This is a genomic window from Vibrio sp. G-C-1 (assembly GCF_021728015.1).
Lineage (GTDB): Bacteria > Pseudomonadota > Gammaproteobacteria > Enterobacterales > Vibrionaceae > Vibrio > Vibrio splendidus.
Window position 1 is genome coordinate 207727 of record NZ_JAKKCR010000005.1, and the last position, 15657, is coordinate 223383.

The 15657-nt window shown below is 44.6% G+C and carries 15 protein-coding genes; 13 read left to right on the plus strand and 2 right to left on the minus strand.

Annotated elements, in window-relative coordinates; genetic code table 11:
- Positions 1-7: 7 nt before the first annotated feature.
- From L3V36_RS09920 to deoD, 12 genes are all read left to right on the plus strand, one after another.
- Positions 8-577, plus strand: a complete 570-nt coding sequence (locus tag L3V36_RS09920; protein WP_017080003.1) for an SCP2 domain-containing protein — start codon at positions 8-10, stop codon at positions 575-577.
- The gene (locus L3V36_RS09925; protein WP_004734484.1) at positions 561-1064 is read left to right on the plus strand and encodes an N-acetyltransferase; all 504 of its coding nucleotides are present in this window, start codon (positions 561-563) and stop codon (positions 1062-1064) included. The genes L3V36_RS09920 and L3V36_RS09925 overlap by 17 nt, the downstream gene beginning before the upstream one ends.
- A 154-nt stretch (positions 1065-1218) precedes the next feature.
- Complete coding sequence (locus L3V36_RS09930) at positions 1219-1617, plus strand: DNA polymerase III subunit psi (protein ID WP_102455962.1); 399 nt, start codon at positions 1219-1221, stop codon at positions 1615-1617.
- Positions 1610-2065: a ribosomal protein S18-alanine N-acetyltransferase gene (gene rimI / locus L3V36_RS09935; RefSeq protein ID WP_029222735.1), complete on the plus strand. Its 456-nt coding sequence runs from the start codon at positions 1610-1612 to the stop codon at positions 2063-2065. Before L3V36_RS09930 ends, rimI begins: the two co-directional genes overlap by 8 nt.
- Before the next feature lie 173 nt (positions 2066-2238).
- Positions 2239-3819 carry a peptide chain release factor 3 gene (gene prfC, locus L3V36_RS09940; RefSeq protein ID WP_004734481.1) on the plus strand — a complete coding sequence of 527 codons (1581 nt, stop codon included), beginning with the start codon at positions 2239-2241 and terminating at the stop codon, positions 3817-3819.
- Positions 3820-3924: 105 nt separating this feature from the next.
- Entirely contained in the window at positions 3925-4080 is a 156-nt protein-coding gene (locus L3V36_RS09945) for a DUF5363 family protein (protein ID WP_157936335.1), read from the plus strand.
- Positions 4061-4873, plus strand: a complete 813-nt coding sequence (locus L3V36_RS09950) for a TatD family hydrolase (protein WP_198594811.1) — start codon at positions 4061-4063, stop codon at positions 4871-4873. Before L3V36_RS09945 ends, L3V36_RS09950 begins: the two co-directional genes overlap by 20 nt.
- A 204-nt stretch (positions 4874-5077) precedes the next feature.
- Positions 5078-6340: a NupC/NupG family nucleoside CNT transporter gene (locus tag L3V36_RS09955; protein ID WP_017080006.1), complete on the plus strand. Its 1263-nt coding sequence runs from the start codon at positions 5078-5080 to the stop codon at positions 6338-6340.
- 523 nt (positions 6341-6863) lie between these two features.
- On the plus strand, positions 6864-7640 hold the full coding sequence (deoC, locus tag L3V36_RS09960) for a deoxyribose-phosphate aldolase (protein ID WP_017080007.1): 777 nt from the start codon (positions 6864-6866) through the stop codon (positions 7638-7640).
- A 111-nt stretch (positions 7641-7751) separates the two neighbouring features.
- Positions 7752-9080 (plus strand): thymidine phosphorylase, encoded by a 1329-nt coding sequence (gene deoA / locus L3V36_RS09965; protein WP_102448408.1) that lies wholly within the window; start codon positions 7752-7754, stop codon positions 9078-9080.
- A 76-nt stretch (positions 9081-9156) separates the two neighbouring features.
- Entirely contained in the window at positions 9157-10377 is a 1221-nt protein-coding gene (locus L3V36_RS09970) for a phosphopentomutase (RefSeq protein ID WP_004734475.1), read from the plus strand.
- A gap of 64 nt (positions 10378-10441) precedes the next feature.
- Positions 10442-11161, plus strand: a complete 720-nt coding sequence (gene deoD / locus L3V36_RS09975) for a purine-nucleoside phosphorylase (protein WP_004734474.1) — start codon at positions 10442-10444, stop codon at positions 11159-11161.
- A 259-nt stretch (positions 11162-11420) separates the two neighbouring features.
- Here deoD and L3V36_RS09980 read toward each other — a convergent pair whose 3' ends face one another.
- A complete protein-coding gene (locus tag L3V36_RS09980) occupies positions 11421-12032 on the minus strand; it encodes a YtjB family periplasmic protein (RefSeq protein ID WP_017080011.1) in 612 nt (203 codons plus the stop codon).
- Between the two features lie 109 nt (positions 12033-12141).
- On the opposite strand from L3V36_RS09980, the gene serB reads away from it, so the two are divergent.
- Positions 12142-13122, plus strand: coding sequence for a phosphoserine phosphatase (gene serB, locus L3V36_RS09985; RefSeq protein ID WP_004734472.1), 981 nt, complete (start codon positions 12142-12144; stop codon positions 13120-13122).
- Between the two features lie 89 nt (positions 13123-13211).
- Here serB and L3V36_RS09990 read toward each other — a convergent pair whose 3' ends face one another.
- Positions 13212-15560, minus strand: coding sequence for a PilZ domain-containing protein (locus L3V36_RS09990; RefSeq protein WP_004734471.1), 2349 nt, complete (start codon positions 15558-15560; stop codon positions 13212-13214).
- Positions 15561-15657 lie beyond the last annotated feature (97 nt).

Here is a 15657-nt window from a genome sequence, read left to right on the forward strand (position 1 = left end):
ATCATCTATGATGCATTCCATATTATTGACAAAGTTACGGATAAGTCACGTGATAAACAAGATTCGCACTCAACTAGTTCAAAATGCCGCATCAATTTTGCGATCTCCAGTCCAGTTATTGCCTAAAACAGTACAAAAAAGAGCCTTATTGGAGGCGCTTAAGAATGTCTTTAAGGAAGCTTTAGAGGACGGTGACTTTGAATTCTTAGAAGACAAGTGGCTTAAAGTCTCAATAAAAGATATGGGGTTAAGTTGGTGTATTAGCTATCAAAATGAGCAACTAGTTGTAGCTGATAACGAGGTTGTTGAAGATGTAAGCTTTAGCGGAAACCTTAACGATCTTGTGCTGATTGCCGGGCGTAAAGAAGACCCAGATACGCTTTTCTTTCAACGTAGACTGTCTATTGAGGGCGATACAGAGCTTGGTTTAGAAGTCAAAAACTTGATGGATAGCGTAGATTTAGACGTATTGCCGACTCCTATGAAAACTTTGTTAAATCAATTAGCTGATTTTGTGCAGAAGGGAGTACAATCCCCAGATACACAAAGTGAGGTAATGAATGCTTATTCGAACTGAAGCACCGGCAGATATACTTGTCATTGATCGTTTATTGAAATCTGTTTTTGAAACAGATGCAGAAGCTAATTTGGTTATGAGCTTGCGTGAGAATAGCCATTTAACGCTATCGCTGGTGGCTTGTTCTGATGAGGGCGAGGTGGTTGGTCACCTGATGTTTAGCCCTATTACTCTCCATGGTGACGATCATAACTGGCAGGGACTTGCGCCTCTCGCAGTGAAAGAAGAGTACCGCAATCAAGGTATTGCCAAATCACTGGTTGAAGACGCATTTTCTACATTGGTAGATTTCGGTTACCCAGCCTGTGTTGTGCTTGGTGATCCTGCTTACTACGGCCGCTTTGGTTTTAAGGCTGCGAGCGAGTTTGGCCTGAGTTGTGTTTGGGATGTACCTGAAGGTGCTTTCCAAGCGATTGAGTTGGTAGAGGGTGTGTTTGCTGGGCATTCTGGTGAGATTGCTTACAGCCCAGAGTTCAACGACTTATAAGCTGATTTACCACGTAATCCGATACAAACTGATTTAGTCTAAATAAAGGAGCTTGATGCTCCTTTATTTTTTGTTAGTATCAGCCCCAATGAGCTCCTTTTCAGTTCGCTCTAAGAAGAGCAATACCAACAAACCTAAGGTTACACCGCTAGATATGTCACAAACACACGCACAATACCTGCAAGAGATGGGCATCAGCCAATGGGAGCTTAGTCACCCAGAGCGTTTGGTTGGCTACGAATCTGAATTGATTCCACTATCGAGCGACTGTAAGTTGCTACTGGTTTCGCCTGAAAAACCTCAGGAAGATCTCGCTGTGATGTTTGAACGCGTACTTAAAAGTATCAAGCTCGACTTATCTCAGGCTTTACACCTTCAACCACAATACTTGTCTGCTGTGGATTTAGGTTCGGTTGAATGGGTATGGTTTGCTGGTTGCGAATCTGCTCATGAACTGAAGGCAAAAACACTTCAATCTCCATTACTGTCTGACATTAACGGTAATAACCAACATCGCCGCGACTTATGGCAACAAATTTGTGCTTATGACTAATCAACTTTTACCCACTTCAGAACAACACCTAGACGCAATTTGGCAAATTGAGCAGACCGCGCATTCTCATCCTTGGTCTGAAAACATGATTCGTGATCTTAATAGCCGTGGAGGCAGCCACCGTGTTTTAGAAGTCGATGGAAAGGTTGTCGGCTATTTCTATGCTCAGAACATTGTCGGTGAAGTGACTTTGCTGACGATAGCGGTTGACCCTAAGCAGCAAGGTAAAGGTTACGGCAAAGCTTTGGTTGAGCACTTTCTCGATATGTGTGAACAAGCTGACGCTGAGAGTGCTTGGCTGGAAGTTCGCGAAAGTAATGTGAATGCGTTTAATCTTTACGAGAAGGCTGGCTTTAATGAAGTTGACCGTCGTCGTAACTATTACCCAACCAAGCAAGGCAACGAAGATGCGATCATTATGAGCTATCTTTTTATGTCGTTTAGTTAGGGCGTGTTACGTCTTTTAGCCGACTAGATAACTAACCACAGAATTAGCCACAAAATAGGGTGTAAACTGACCCTTTAGAAAGTGACTCGCTTTCTGTATAATCCGCACACAGAATTCAAGGGCAAGTATTATCTACTTGCCCTTTTTACGCTTTAGATCAGCAAAGGGCGACTATGTCTTTCCAACAAGAAGTGAGCAAACGTAGAACGTTTGCAATTATCTCTCACCCGGATGCGGGTAAAACCACGATTACTGAAAAAGTTCTTTTATTCGGAAACGCAATTCAAAAAGCGGGTACCGTAAAAGGTCGTGGCTCTAACCAGCACGCTAAATCTGACTGGATGGAGATGGAAAAAGAACGTGGTATTTCGGTAACCACGTCGGTAATGCAATTCCCATATAATGATTGCCTAGTAAACCTACTCGATACTCCAGGACACGAAGATTTCTCGGAAGATACGTACCGTACACTAACAGCGGTTGACTCTTGTTTGATGGTTATCGATGCTGCGAAAGGTGTCGAGGATCGTACTCGTAAACTGATGGAAGTAACGCGTCTACGTGATACTCCAATCGTAACGTTTATGAACAAACTTGACCGTGACGTTCGTGACCCAATGGAAGTGCTTGATGAAGTGGAAAGCGAGCTAGGTATGGCTTGTGCTCCAATCTCATGGCCAATCGGTTGTGGTAAAGAGTTTAAAGGTGTTTATCACATTCATCGTGATGAAACGATCTTGTACGAATCTGGCCACGGCCATGAGATCCAAGAAGTTCGCATCATTAAAGGTTTAGATAACCCTGAACTAGACGAAGCTGTTGGCGAAGATCTGGCGAGCAGTGTTCGTGAAGAGCTTGAATTGGTTATTGGCGCATGTCCTGAGTTTGATCTCGATTTGTTCCTTGCTGGTGAACTAACGCCTGTTTACTTTGGTACAGCATTGGGTAACTTTGGTGTTGACCACATGCTAGATGGTTTGACTAAGTGGGCTCCGGGTCCTCAAACTCGTCAAGCTAACGAGCGTGATGTTGAAGCGACAGAAGAGAAGTTCTCTGGCTTCGTCTTTAAGATCCAAGCAAACATGGATCCAAAGCACCGTGACCGTATCGCATTCATGCGTATCGTTTCGGGTACTTACAACCAAGGTATGAAGATGAATCATGTTCGTACTGGCAAGAACGTAAGTATTTCGGATGCGGTAACTTTCATGGCGGGCGACCGTGCGCGAGCTGAAAAAGCGTATGCTGGTGACATCATTGGCTTGCATAACCATGGCACAATCCAGATTGGTGATACCTTTACTCAAGGCGAAAGCTTGAAGTTCGCTGGTATTCCAAACTTCGCGCCTGAGCTATTCCGTCGTATTCGTCTACGCGATCCACTAAAGCAGAAGCAACTTCTAAAAGGTTTGGTTCAGCTTTCTGAAGAGGGCGCAGTACAAGTATTCCGTCCTATGCAGAACAACGATTTGATCGTTGGTGCGGTTGGTGTACTTCAGTTTGACGTAGTTGTAGCGCGCTTGAAAGCGGAATACAACGTAGAAGCTATCTACGAAGGTGTTAACGTTGCAACCGCTCGCTGGGTTGAATGTGATGACGTGAAGAAACTAGAAGAGTTCAAACGTAAGAACCAAGCTAACCTAGCGTTAGATGGTGGTGATAACCTGTCTTACATCGCACCTACAATGGTGAACTTGAACCTAGCTTCTGAGCGTTTCCCTGACGTTCAGTTCCGAGCGACGCGCGAGCACTAATTTCTCCGCGCTCTATTCGAGTTAAACAAAAACGTCTATTGTTCTGCAGTAGGCGTTTTTTAATACGTGCTGTTTGAGGATGAATACTGAGGTTTGAGCATGAGTATTTTGGGTTGGGTTAAAGCTTGGGTTAAGAAATACGACAAGTGGTGTGAAGAGCTTGGTTTAACGCCTGAGAACAAGCGCAGTTGTGTTGCTTATCGTCGTGATCCCCAAGGGAAACAAACAGAGAGTAGGGAAGATGACACAGAAAATAAGTGACTTTCCGCTGTTTGATACTCATTGCCATGCGGATTTTGAGGCTTTTGAGCAAGGTTACACACCGGATCAAAGTATTGATAGCTATCTTAAAGAAGCGAAACAAGCTCAAGTCGAGAAGATTCTTATTCCTTCTATTGGCCAAAGTAACTGGTCGAAGCTCGATAAAATCGCCAAATCTTACCCTAATGTTTACTACGCCTTAGGTTTCCACCCTTACTTTTTAGAGCAAGCCAATGACGAGCAATTCTCAGAGCTTCGCCAATTACTCTCATCAAGAACCGGTCAATGCGTTGCGATAGGAGAGTGTGGTCTCGACTTTTTTGTCGATGTCGAGCGGGAGAAACAAGAACGCTTTTTCATCCAACAAATGGAGCTAGCGAAGGCATTTGAGCTGCCTTTGATCATCCATGAGAGGAAGTCTTATAACCGACTCATTGAATTATTAAAGCAGCACAAGTTCACTTTTGGCGGGGTGATTCACGGTTTTTCAGGGAGTGAACAGCAAGCTTTGGCGTGGACCAAGCTCGGTTTCTATATTGGTGTCGGTGGAACGATTACTTACCCAAGAGCACAAAAAACACGCACAACCATCGCAAAACTGCCTCTTGAATGCTTGGTATTGGAAACGGATGCTCCGGACATGCCCATGTATGGAAACCAAGGAAATGTTAATCATTCCAAATATTTAGTTACGATTTTAAATGAACTATTTTTGCTTAGAAAAGAGCCAAAGCAATCGGTTGCAGCGCAAATTTGGCAAAATAGCCATCGTGCATTCGGTATATGTGAATAAAATCGAAGGTTTTTGTTTATCGTTTGCGTAAATTGCACTGAGCTTGTGATTTGGTTCACATTTGCGTGTGAATGGTACATGAATCTTGTACGAAAGTGTGAGGACGGCATTACTTTATTAGTGGTCGCATGAGTATAATTGCCTCCGCTTTATAGCCCCATTTTGTAACACGCCAATAAATAACTAATAAGGAAGTCATAAACTATGAGCCTGTTTATGAGCCTCGTCGGAATGGTTGCACTGATTGCAATCGCAGTACTACTATCCGACAACCGCAAAGCTATTAATCTAAGAACAGTGGGTGGCGCTTTCGCTATCCAATTCGCACTTGGTGCATTCGTACTTTACATCCCTTGGGGTCGTGATCTACTTGCAGGTTTCTCTGCTGGTGTAGCAAACGTGATCGACTACGGTAAAGACGGTACTGGTTTCCTATTCGGTAGCCTAGTTAACTTCTCAGTTGACGGTATCGGTTTCATCTTTGCTTTCCAAGTACTACCAACTCTGATTTTCTTCTCTGCACTTATCTCTGTACTTTACTACATTGGTGTAATGCAAATTGTAATCAAAGTTCTTGGTGGTGGTCTTCAGAAAGCTCTAGGTACTTCTCGCGCCGAGTCTATGTCTGCAGCAGCAAACATTTTCGTTGGTCAAACAGAAGCACCTCTAGTTGTTCGTCCTTTTGTTCCTAAAATGACTAACTCCGAACTATTCGCAGTAATGTGTGGTGGTTTGGCTTCTGTAGCTGGTGGTGTACTAGCAGGTTACGCATCTATGGGTGTACCTCTAGAGTACCTAGTTGCAGCGTCATTCATGGCAGCACCTGGTGGTCTACTCTTCGCTAAAATCATCAAGCCTGAAACTGATGAAGTTGACGAGAACCTAGGTTCAGACATCGACGGTGGCGACGACAAGCCTGCTAACGTTATCGATGCAGCTGCTGGCGGTGCGTCAGTTGGTCTACAACTAGCACTTAACGTTGGTGCAATGCTACTAGCATTCATCGGTCTAATCGCTCTTATCAACGGTATCCTAGGTGGCATCGGTGGTTGGTTCGGTATGGAAAACCTAACTCTAGAACTTCTTCTAGGTTGGATCTTCGCACCGCTAGCATTCATCATTGGTGTTCCATGGGAAGAAGCAACTATCGCTGGTTCTTTCATTGGTCAGAAGACAGTTGTTAACGAATTCGTTGCATACCTAAACTTCGTACCATACATCGGTGAGAACGCTCAAATCGTTGAAGCGACTGGCCAAGTAATGTCTGTTAAGACTCAAGCAATTATCTCGTTCGCTCTATGTGGTTTCGCAAACCTTTCTTCAATTGCGATTCTTCTAGGTGGTCTAGGTGGTATTGCACCAAGCCGTCGCCACGACATCGCACGTATGGGTGTTAAAGCGGTTGTAGCTGGTACTCTATCTAACCTGATGGCAGCAACAATTGCTGGCTTCTTCCTGTCTTTCTAATCAGTTAGAAATCGATATATAGACGCCATAATAATATCGCCCCGTAGCAAGAAATTGCTGCGGGGCTTTTTTGTTTTTGGGCCTAGTGATTTTGAGCATTAGCATGAGTGAATGCTTGGAGTCGAAAATGGGTCTAGAATGTTTTTTTGAGATACAAACCGTTTGCGTTCTAAGGAGCACTACAATTTATTGATGGATACCTATAATGTATAAGCTTAAGGGACAGGATGTCTCTTGTTGGCAAGAAAGTAACTGCTTGGATTTATCTAAAGGTTATTCTTCTGGGATTAAGCCAAACTTAGCGATACGCTATAGATGTTAGACACAACATGACTGATTTGTTGTGCCATAGACCAAACTGGTACTGTGCGGTGACAAGGATTGCAATTGATAGCGAAAGTTATCAAGTCTTCAGGGAACCAAGTCCGTTCATTTGTGACTACTGAGCATTACTAAAATATCCATCTATACTGGATGGGTGGCGAAGTAGTTAACTATTTGAATATATTGATCGGAGATAGAAATGAGCGATTTAAAAGCAGCAGCTCTACGTGCACTTAAACTTATGGACCTAACGACGCTAAATGATGACGATACTACTGAAAAAGTAGTGGCGCTTTGTCATGACGCGAAGACTGCAGTTGGTAACACCGCTGCAATCTGTATTTACCCTCGCTTCATCCCAGCCGCTAAGAAGGCGTTGCGTGAGCAAGGTACTCCAGAAGTACGCATCGCGACTGTAACTAACTTCCCTCATGGTAATGACGACATCGAAATTGCTGTTGCAGAAACGAAAGCAGCGGTAGCGTACGGCGCAGACGAAGTTGACGTAGTATTCCCATACCGTGCTCTTATTGCTGGCAACGAAGAAGTTGGCTTTGAGCTAGTTAAGCAATGTAAAGCCGCTTGTGGTGACATCACGCTTAAAGTGATCATCGAAACTGGTGAGCTAAAAGAAGAAGCACTTATCAAGAAAGCTTCTCAGATCTGTATCGAAGCGGGTGCAGACTTCATCAAAACTTCAACAGGTAAAGTGCCAGTAAACGCGACTCCTGAGTTCGCGCGCATGATGCTTGAAGTTATTCGTGACATGGGCGTGGCTAAAACTGTTGGTTTCAAACCAGCTGGTGGCGTACGTACAGCTGAAGATGCTCAAGCTTACCTAGCAATGGCTGATGAGCTACTAGGCGCTGAATGGGCAGACAACATGCACTACCGTTTTGGTGCTTCAAGCCTACTGACTAACCTTCTTAATACATTAGAAGTGACAGACGAAACTGCTGATCCAGCAGCATACTAATTTACCCATTCGGGTATATAACAATTAAGTCTGTTTGATGGAGTGACGTTAAGTCACTCCATATTACCTCTTTCCCTACACACCATACTCACTAGAGTTTGGGAGGCACTAATGTATCTACCTCAAGAAATTATTCGCAGAAAACGTGATAACGAAGTACTGACCACAGAAGAAATTAACTTTTTCATCCAAGGTGTCGCTAAAAACACGGTTTCTGAAGGCCAAATTGCCGCATTCGCAATGGCTATCTTTTTTAATGAAATGACGATGCCAGAACGTATCGCACTAACATGTGCAATGCGTGATTCAGGCATGGTGATTGACTGGAGCCACATGAACTTTGATGGCCCAATCGTTGATAAACACTCCACTGGTGGTGTTGGCGACGTAACTTCTCTGATGCTTGGCCCTATGGTGGCAGCATGTGGCGGTTTCGTTCCAATGATCTCTGGTCGTGGTTTAGGCCACACTGGCGGTACGCTAGACAAGCTAGAATCTATCCCTGGTTACAACATTACACCAACCAACGATGTGTTTGGTGCCGTAACCAAAGAAGCTGGCGTGGCGATCATCGGTCAAACCGGCGATCTAGCTCCTGCTGACAAGCGTGTTTACGCAACTCGTGATATCACAGCAACAGTAGACAACATCTCACTGATCACCGCTTCAATCCTATCTAAGAAACTGGCCGCTGGTCTTGATTCTCTAGTAATGGACGTAAAAGTCGGTTCAGGCGCATTCATGCCAACGTATGAAGCATCTGAAGAGTTAGCAAAATCTATCGTTGCAGTAGCAAACGGTGCAGGAACTAAAACAACAGCAATCCTAACGGACATGAACCAAGTTCTGGCTTCTTCAGCGGGTAACGCAGTTGAAGTCCGTGAAGCGGTTCAATTCCTAACAGGCGAATACCGTAATCCACGTTTGTTGGAAATCACGCTAGCGTCGTGTGCGGAAATGTTGGTGCTGGGTAACCTAGTAAAAGATTCAGATGAAGCGCGTGAAAAACTGATGGCAGTACTGGATAACGGTAAAGCAGCAGAGTGCTTCGGTAAGATGGTAGCGGGCCTTGGTGGTCCAGTAGATTTCGTAACGAACTACGATAACTACCTAGAAAAAGCAGAAATTGTTAAACCAGTGTACGCACTCGAAAGCGGTGTAGTATCAGCGATGGATACGCGTGCAATTGGTATGGCTGTCGTTGGTATGGGCGGTGGTCGCCGCGTAGCAACAGACAGCATTGATTACGCAGTCGGTTTTGATAGCTTCATTCGCCTTGGCGAAGTAGCAAGCGATGATAAACCATTAGCAATGATTCATGCTCGCAATGAACAACAGTGGCAAGAAGCTGCGACGGCATTACAAAATGCAATCACTGTGGGCGGAGAATATACAGCAACGCCAGATGTTTACCGTCAGATTCGTTCTGAAGACGTGTAAATAACAGATATCGGTATACCTCGTGTATACCGATAAACAGAGTTCTGGTGCAAAGAGCAATAAGTTGGTGAAGAAAATGAAAAGAGCATTTATTTTAGTTTTAGATTCATTCGGTATCGGTGAAACAGCGGATGCTGACACATTCGGCGATGTAGGTTCGGATACAATGGGTCACATTGCTGACCATTGTGATCAAGGCCTTGCAGACAACGCGGATCGTAAAGGTCCACTAACGCTGCCAAACCTGTCTAAGCTAGGTTTAGCGATGGCTCACAAAGAGTCTACAGGTCGTTTTGCTCCTGGTATGGACGTAGACGCTGAGATCATTGGCGCTTACGGTCACGCGGCTGAGCTGTCTTCTGGTAAAGACACGCCATCAGGTCACTGGGAAATCGCAGGTGTGCCGGTATTGTTTGACTGGGGCTACTTCACCGACAAAGAGAACAGCTTTCCAAAAGAACTGACTGATCGAATCCTTGAGCGTGCTGGTCTGTCTGACTTCTTAGGTAACTGCCACTCATCGGGTACAGAAATCCTGGATAACCTAGGTGAAGAACACATGAAGACTGGCCTGCCAATCTTCTACACTTCTGCAGACTCTGTTTTCCAGATCGCATGTCATGAAGAGACATTCGGCCTACAAAACCTATTAGATCTTTGTCAGATTGCTCGTGAAGAGCTAGCTGACTACAACATTGGTCGTGTTATCGCTCGTCCGTTTATTGGCGCAGGTAAAGGTCAATTCGAACGTACTGGTAACCGTCGTGACCTTTCTGTTGAGCCACCAGCGGCGACGGTACTTCAGAAGCTGGTTGATGAGAAGGGCGGCAACGTTCACTCAATCGGTAAGATCTCTGATATCTACGCAGGTTGTGGTATCACTCAGAAAACCAAAGCAACAGGTATTCCAGCGCTATTTGAAGCAACCAAAGAAGCGATCACTGAAGCGGGCGACAACACTATCGTGTTCACTAACTTCGTTGATTTCGACTCAGCATACGGCCACCGTCGTGATGTTGCAGGTTACGCAGCTGCGCTAGAGTACTTCGATGGCCGCATCAATGAAATCATCGATATGATGAAAGAAGATGACGTGCTTATCCTAACAGCAGACCACGGTTGTGACCCAACATGGCCGGGTTCAGACCATACTCGTGAACATATCCCTGTGATTGTTTACGGTAACAAGGTTCCAGCAGGCTCTCTAGGCCGTCGTGATACCTTCGCTGATATCGGTCAAAGCTTAGCGTCATACTTTGGCACATCGCCAATGGGATACGGTACAAGCTTTCTGTAATGGTTAACTAAGAGAGAGGGAAACCTCTCTCTTCTTTTTTGTTTTGAGATTAAGGATATTTTCAATGGCTACTCCACATATTAATGCTGAAATGGGTGATTTCGCTGACGTAGTTCTAATGCCAGGCGATCCGCTACGCGCTAAATACATCGCTGAAACCTTCTTAGAAGAAGTGGTTCAGGTGTGTGATGTTCGTAATATGTTTGGTTACACGGGTACTTACAAAGGTCGTAAGGTTTCGGTGATGGGGCACGGTATGGGCATTCCATCTTGTTCTATTTACGCGACTGAGCTGATCAAAGACTTTGGTGTAAAAAAGATCATTCGTGTCGGCAGTTGTGGTGCAGTGAGTGAAGATATCAAAGTGCGTGATGTGGTGATTGGCATGGGCGCGTGTACTGACTCAAAAGTGAACCGTATTCGCTTTAAAGGTCATGACTTCGCGGCTATCGCAGATTACAAAATGGTGCGTGCGGCAGAAGATGCAGCAAAAGCGCGTGGTGTAGACGTAAAAGTGGGTAACCTGTTCTCGGCGGAGTTGTTCTACACGCCAGATCCAGAGATGTTCGAAGTGATGGACAAATACGGCATTGTTGGCGTCGAGATGGAAGCGGCAGGTATTTATGGTGTGTGTGCTGAATACGGCGCAAAAGCTCTGACTATTTGTACTGTTTCTGATCACATCAAAACTGGTGAGCAAACCACATCAGATGAGCGTCAAACGACCTTCAATGACATGATGGTTATCGCACTAGACTCTGTGCTTCTTGGTGATCAAGAGTAAGAGTTACTTTGTGGTTTAAGTTGTTTCTAGCTCTCGAATAAATATAGCTAGCCAAATTAACAGATAACAAAAAGCCCCGTCGCTGCCTGAGCGTCGGGGCTTTTTATTGGTAATTATGTATTACTGAGCGCTATTTCTTGGATTCTGAAGGCTATGTGATTTCAATCGAAATAATTCATCTTGCCTAATCCGAGGTTTTTATTCCGTGATTCCAAGACCCAAGACCCAAGACCCAAGACCCAAGACCTTATAACAAAGCTTATGAGTTTGCATTCTTAAGCAGCAAGTTCTCACCAGACTTGGTTTTTCTTCTACGAATGAGCATGACAAACAGCACGCCACTGACAAACCCCATCAACACCATGCCGATCATGTAGCGATCACTTTTACGATAATGGTGATCAGAAATCGCAGTCATCTTACCCGTTTCAAAGGTCACACGAATGAATCCAATGATCGCTTTCTCTGGAGAGTAGATAGGTTCAACTAATTGCTGTCTGCCGATACTTGCTGTTGAAAGTGGCGTGTCTAAGCCTAGAACTTCGCGTACTGAGAGTGCTTTTTCACTCGAAGCCAGTCGAATCCCCTCTGCATCGTATATCGTGGTATCGAATACCAAGCGATCCTGAGACAGTTGATTGGTGAGATCAAGCAGTCGCTCTTGGTCTTGTTGTGTGATCGCTTTACTGGCAGAAAGTGATGCCTGAGAGATAAGCAACTTAGTCAGCGTTTCTAGCTGCTTTGCTTGGATCTTCTCGTTACCTTTACTGATCACGACTGTATTTTTAATCGTTACAACGAACATAGTAGCCAACAAAATGAGGGCTAGCATTCGTAAAGCGTTACGTATTGAGAACAATGATTCATTCATGTTTCACGAAGCCTGAAATAAACAAATGTTATGATTAAGACATATTGAGACTTGCGTTTTCAAATTGCAATAGGTTAACGTTTAGCATAGTTAATTAGGAATCATACACATGGACGCTCAGAAATATCTGCCGATTAAAAGGCATACGACATTATTAACTCGACTCCCCGAGACTCGTTTCGCTTCTCAACTCGCTAAAGCCAAAGCCAACTGGATTGTATTCGGTGAGTATCTATCACCACAATCATTCGATGACATCGATTTTTTCACAGGCACTTACAACACCATTCTTGATACGTGGAAGGTAGGGCATTATGAAGTGGCTTTGATGTCAGGCAACCTAACACCAGCGCACGAAGAAATCCTACAGGCCTTAAAGCTTGATTATGCTTGCCTTAGCGAGGTCCCAGACCTATCTAAGCCAGGTTTGATTGTAATGGATATGGATTCCACAGCGATTCAAATTGAATGTATCGATGAGATTGCAAAGCTAGCTGGAGTGGGGGAATTAGTCTCTGAAATCACAGAGCGAGCAATGCAAGGTGAGCTCGACTTTGAACAGAGCCTACGTCAACGAGTAGGCGCACTGAAAGGTGCGGATGAATCTATTTTGGAGCAAGTGCGTCAATCATTGCCATTCATGCCAGACTTGGTTGAGCTAGTGAATACTCTGAATAAGCTTGGTTGGAAGACGGCAATTGCTTCAGGTGGCTTTACTTACTTCTCTGACTATCTGAAAGATACGCTTGATCTTGACCACGCTCAGTCAAACACGCTTGAAATCATTAATGGTAAATTGACGGGTGAAGTCTTAGGCGATGTTGTTTCGGCGCAGACTAAAGCGGATATCTTGGTAGAGTTGGCTGAAGAGTACGAATTGGAACTGCATAACACTGTTGCCGTTGGTGATGGTGCTAATGACTTGGTTATGATGGGTTCTGCAGGTTTAGGCATCGCCTACCATGCGAAACCAAAAGTAGAGCAACAAGCTCAAACTGCTGTGCGTTATGCCGGCTTAGGCGGGGTACTTTGCATCTTGTCGGGTGTGTTAGCTAAGCAGCAAAAAATCAGCTGGCAAGCGAAGCCTTAGTCATATTTAGGGCGGTATAACGGATACAAAAAAAGCAGGCTATCAGCCTGCTTTTTCTATTTGTGTCTCTGGAATATGGATGAACTGAGTTAGCGTGTCAGCTCCAATCGAATCAACACTTCATCGGTAATATCTTCTATCTCACCATAACCAATAAAAGCCGTGACCTCATTCTCTAGCTTCTTAGCTTGGTGCATGCTGATACGTGAGAGCTCTTCTAAATCAGACTGGAATAAACTCGTTAGCGGATTAAAAATAGGTGCAGTAGTGACTCGTAGTACATACACGTCACCTAAATGCTGAGCTTTCTTGATGAATAAGATGCGTTCCTTTGCCGAGGCGAAGTCTTTGACCAACTTCGTGTGTACGGATTGGATCTTGTCGCCAAACTTAACCGCAGCAATATAGACATCATGGTGTTTAGGCTCAGCACCTTCAATTCTTTTCAGTGGTTCAGCCAACAGCGAGTTAGAGTGCCCTTTGAAAATAGGTTCGAGTGAGAACTTTTGGTTGTGGCCAAGCTTAGCGAGCAGTGCTAAGTGTTTATTCAGCGGGAAGTTTACGCCAATGATCTTACAACGCAGTGTTGAGCCCGGTTTATCAATGAATATTGGGTTGCTGACCATCTTGCTCAACAAAATGTTGTGTAGAGACTCGAGCAGAGAGTGTGTTGGCAGTATCTCTTTCTTCTTAATCAACTTGCTTTGGTTTTGATCGATAAGCCCATTGAGAAAGGCGATAGTACGCATTGTCTTCGTGTTCTCGGCGATAACCAACTGCACGTTGCGACCATTCGGGCTGACTCGAATCACGTGGTAAGGCACGGTGCTTAATGGCAGGTTTTTGTCGTAGAGCTGCAGTTCATTGAAGTTTACTAATACCGGGTCATTAATCTTGAGTACCATCGGATGCTCAAGAGCAATGCTGAGTCCACGTTTTGAGATATCTAAGGTATGTCCGTTAGCCGCGGCGCCATCTTGTGAGGTGAGCTGTAACGGTGACTTAAATTGATACCTCGGTTCTTTGCGACGAGTTTGAGAGTCGAAGTAGATACTTTGAATATTCCCCACTACAGAACGCGGATGACGGAAGCGGTTCAGTTCACTGCTTGGAATGCGCGGTTTTTCACTCAATAGATAGTCAGCCGCACTTTCGTGATCGCCAATCTCTTGCAAGATTCCACAATGCGTCAGTTGTGCTGAGCTTTGAGCTAACGTATCCGAGTGCTTGGCTAAGGCTTGTCGCTCGGTGTCTGAAAGTTCGAACACCGAGAACTTGAACGCCTTCCAGCTTTTACGTTTACCACCGATGTGCCAGAACAACTGTCTTTGCTCACGAGAGGCTTCAGGAAGCATCATTGAGTAGAACAAGGTCTTGTCTTGATGCTCATGAGTAAACGAGTAAATAACGTTACTGGTTCCCTTTACGCCAGGTTTAGCCAGCAAGTTCATTCGTTGTTCGTTGAACAGGGTACCCAATGCTTGTTGGTTTCGTTCATCGTGCCAGTATTGCCACAGCGGATGGTTGTTATCCGTAAGTAGAGCAAGCTTTAGCTCACTGCCGCTAAAGAAAAGAGGAAGATTACAGGTGTGTTTGAGATAGGTGTGTTCGATACCTCGAGTACGAGTTCGAATGATTCTATCTTGATTCTCATGGCTGGTTTTCTTGCTTGAGCTATTCAAAGACTCATCAAGCAAGCGGGCTACAATATTGTTGTTGCTTACTTTGATGGTTCTTAAGAATTTGACGGCGTTATTCTCGTAAGACTCATCAATGCCTAGAACGCGGAATTCGACCGCTTGGTAAACATCGTTTTCTTGCGATTTTTCGATAAGCTCTGTGAACTTAACGCTGATGATCTCACCGAGGTTGTACTTAAAGGCGCTCGGTACCTTGAATTTTGCACCCGACGGGGAGATATCAACCGTCACACCATGTAGGCTTTGGCCTTTAGATGTGGTGATCTCAACCTGTGAGCTAATCTTGAGTCTGTTTTCTTGACGCTTTAAGTCGTAACCGAGGTTAATGGCTTCCGCTTCATACGGGCTATTAGCGTTAGTGAGATCTTGATTATGTTGAGACGAGGTTTTAACGATATTACGAAGTGGCTGAGTTCGCGGAGTCATCACTAACTCCCACGCGCCCTCTGTATAGCCTTTAAACTTTTTAGTACCACGTTGATACGCGTTCAAAGCAATATCATCAAGCCAGTGTTTACGACCATCTAACGTAAATTGACGACATTCAGTGTCAATACGTCCGCGTAAATCAATGCTCTTTGTGCACGGAGCCATGATACGATTCAGTTCCATTTTAACGAGCAATTTCAGAGACGGGGATTCACCTTCTGTCATTTGAGAAAGAAGGAAGTCGAAATCCTCAGCGTGGTAGGCTGGGATGAGTCGCTCTGCTACAGATAGAATTTCAGATTGCTGCATACTTTTCTTGTTAGAATGGACGGTACGTTTATGTTATCGACTAGTTTAAATCGATCTTTAAGTATAAGTGGTATGACTGCAACTTTTATTTTCACCC

Excerpts from the sequence above, each read along its gene's own strand:
- L3V36_RS09950 (WP_198594811.1), top strand. The coding sequence starts at position 4,061 with ATGACACAGAAAATAAGTGACTTTCCGCTGTTTGATACTCATTGCCAT.
- prfC (WP_004734481.1), top strand. The coding sequence starts at position 2,239 with ATGTCTTTCCAACAAGAAGTGAGCAAACGTAGAACGTTTGCAATTATC.
- deoD (WP_004734474.1), top strand. The coding sequence starts at position 10,442 with ATGGCTACTCCACATATTAATGCTGAAATGGGTGATTTCGCTGACGTA.
- deoA (WP_102448408.1), top strand. The coding sequence starts at position 7,752 with ATGTATCTACCTCAAGAAATTATTCGCAGAAAACGTGATAACGAAGTA.
- L3V36_RS09980 (WP_017080011.1), bottom strand. The coding sequence starts at position 12,032 with ATGAATGAATCATTGTTCTCAATACGTAACGCTTTACGAATGCTAGCC.
- rimI (WP_029222735.1), top strand. The coding sequence starts at position 1,610 with ATGACTAATCAACTTTTACCCACTTCAGAACAACACCTAGACGCAATT.
- L3V36_RS09925 (WP_004734484.1), top strand. The coding sequence starts at position 561 with ATGCTTATTCGAACTGAAGCACCGGCAGATATACTTGTCATTGATCGT.
- L3V36_RS09970 (WP_004734475.1), top strand. The coding sequence starts at position 9,157 with ATGAAAAGAGCATTTATTTTAGTTTTAGATTCATTCGGTATCGGTGAA.
- L3V36_RS09930 (WP_102455962.1), top strand. The coding sequence starts at position 1,219 with ATGTCACAAACACACGCACAATACCTGCAAGAGATGGGCATCAGCCAA.
- L3V36_RS09920 (WP_017080003.1), top strand. The coding sequence starts at position 8 with ATGATGCATTCCATATTATTGACAAAGTTACGGATAAGTCACGTGATA.
- deoC (WP_017080007.1), top strand. The coding sequence starts at position 6,864 with ATGAGCGATTTAAAAGCAGCAGCTCTACGTGCACTTAAACTTATGGAC.
- serB (WP_004734472.1), top strand. The coding sequence starts at position 12,142 with ATGGACGCTCAGAAATATCTGCCGATTAAAAGGCATACGACATTATTA.
- L3V36_RS09990 (WP_004734471.1), bottom strand. The coding sequence starts at position 15,560 with ATGCAGCAATCTGAAATTCTATCTGTAGCAGAGCGACTCATCCCAGCC.
- L3V36_RS09955 (WP_017080006.1), top strand. The coding sequence starts at position 5,078 with ATGAGCCTGTTTATGAGCCTCGTCGGAATGGTTGCACTGATTGCAATC.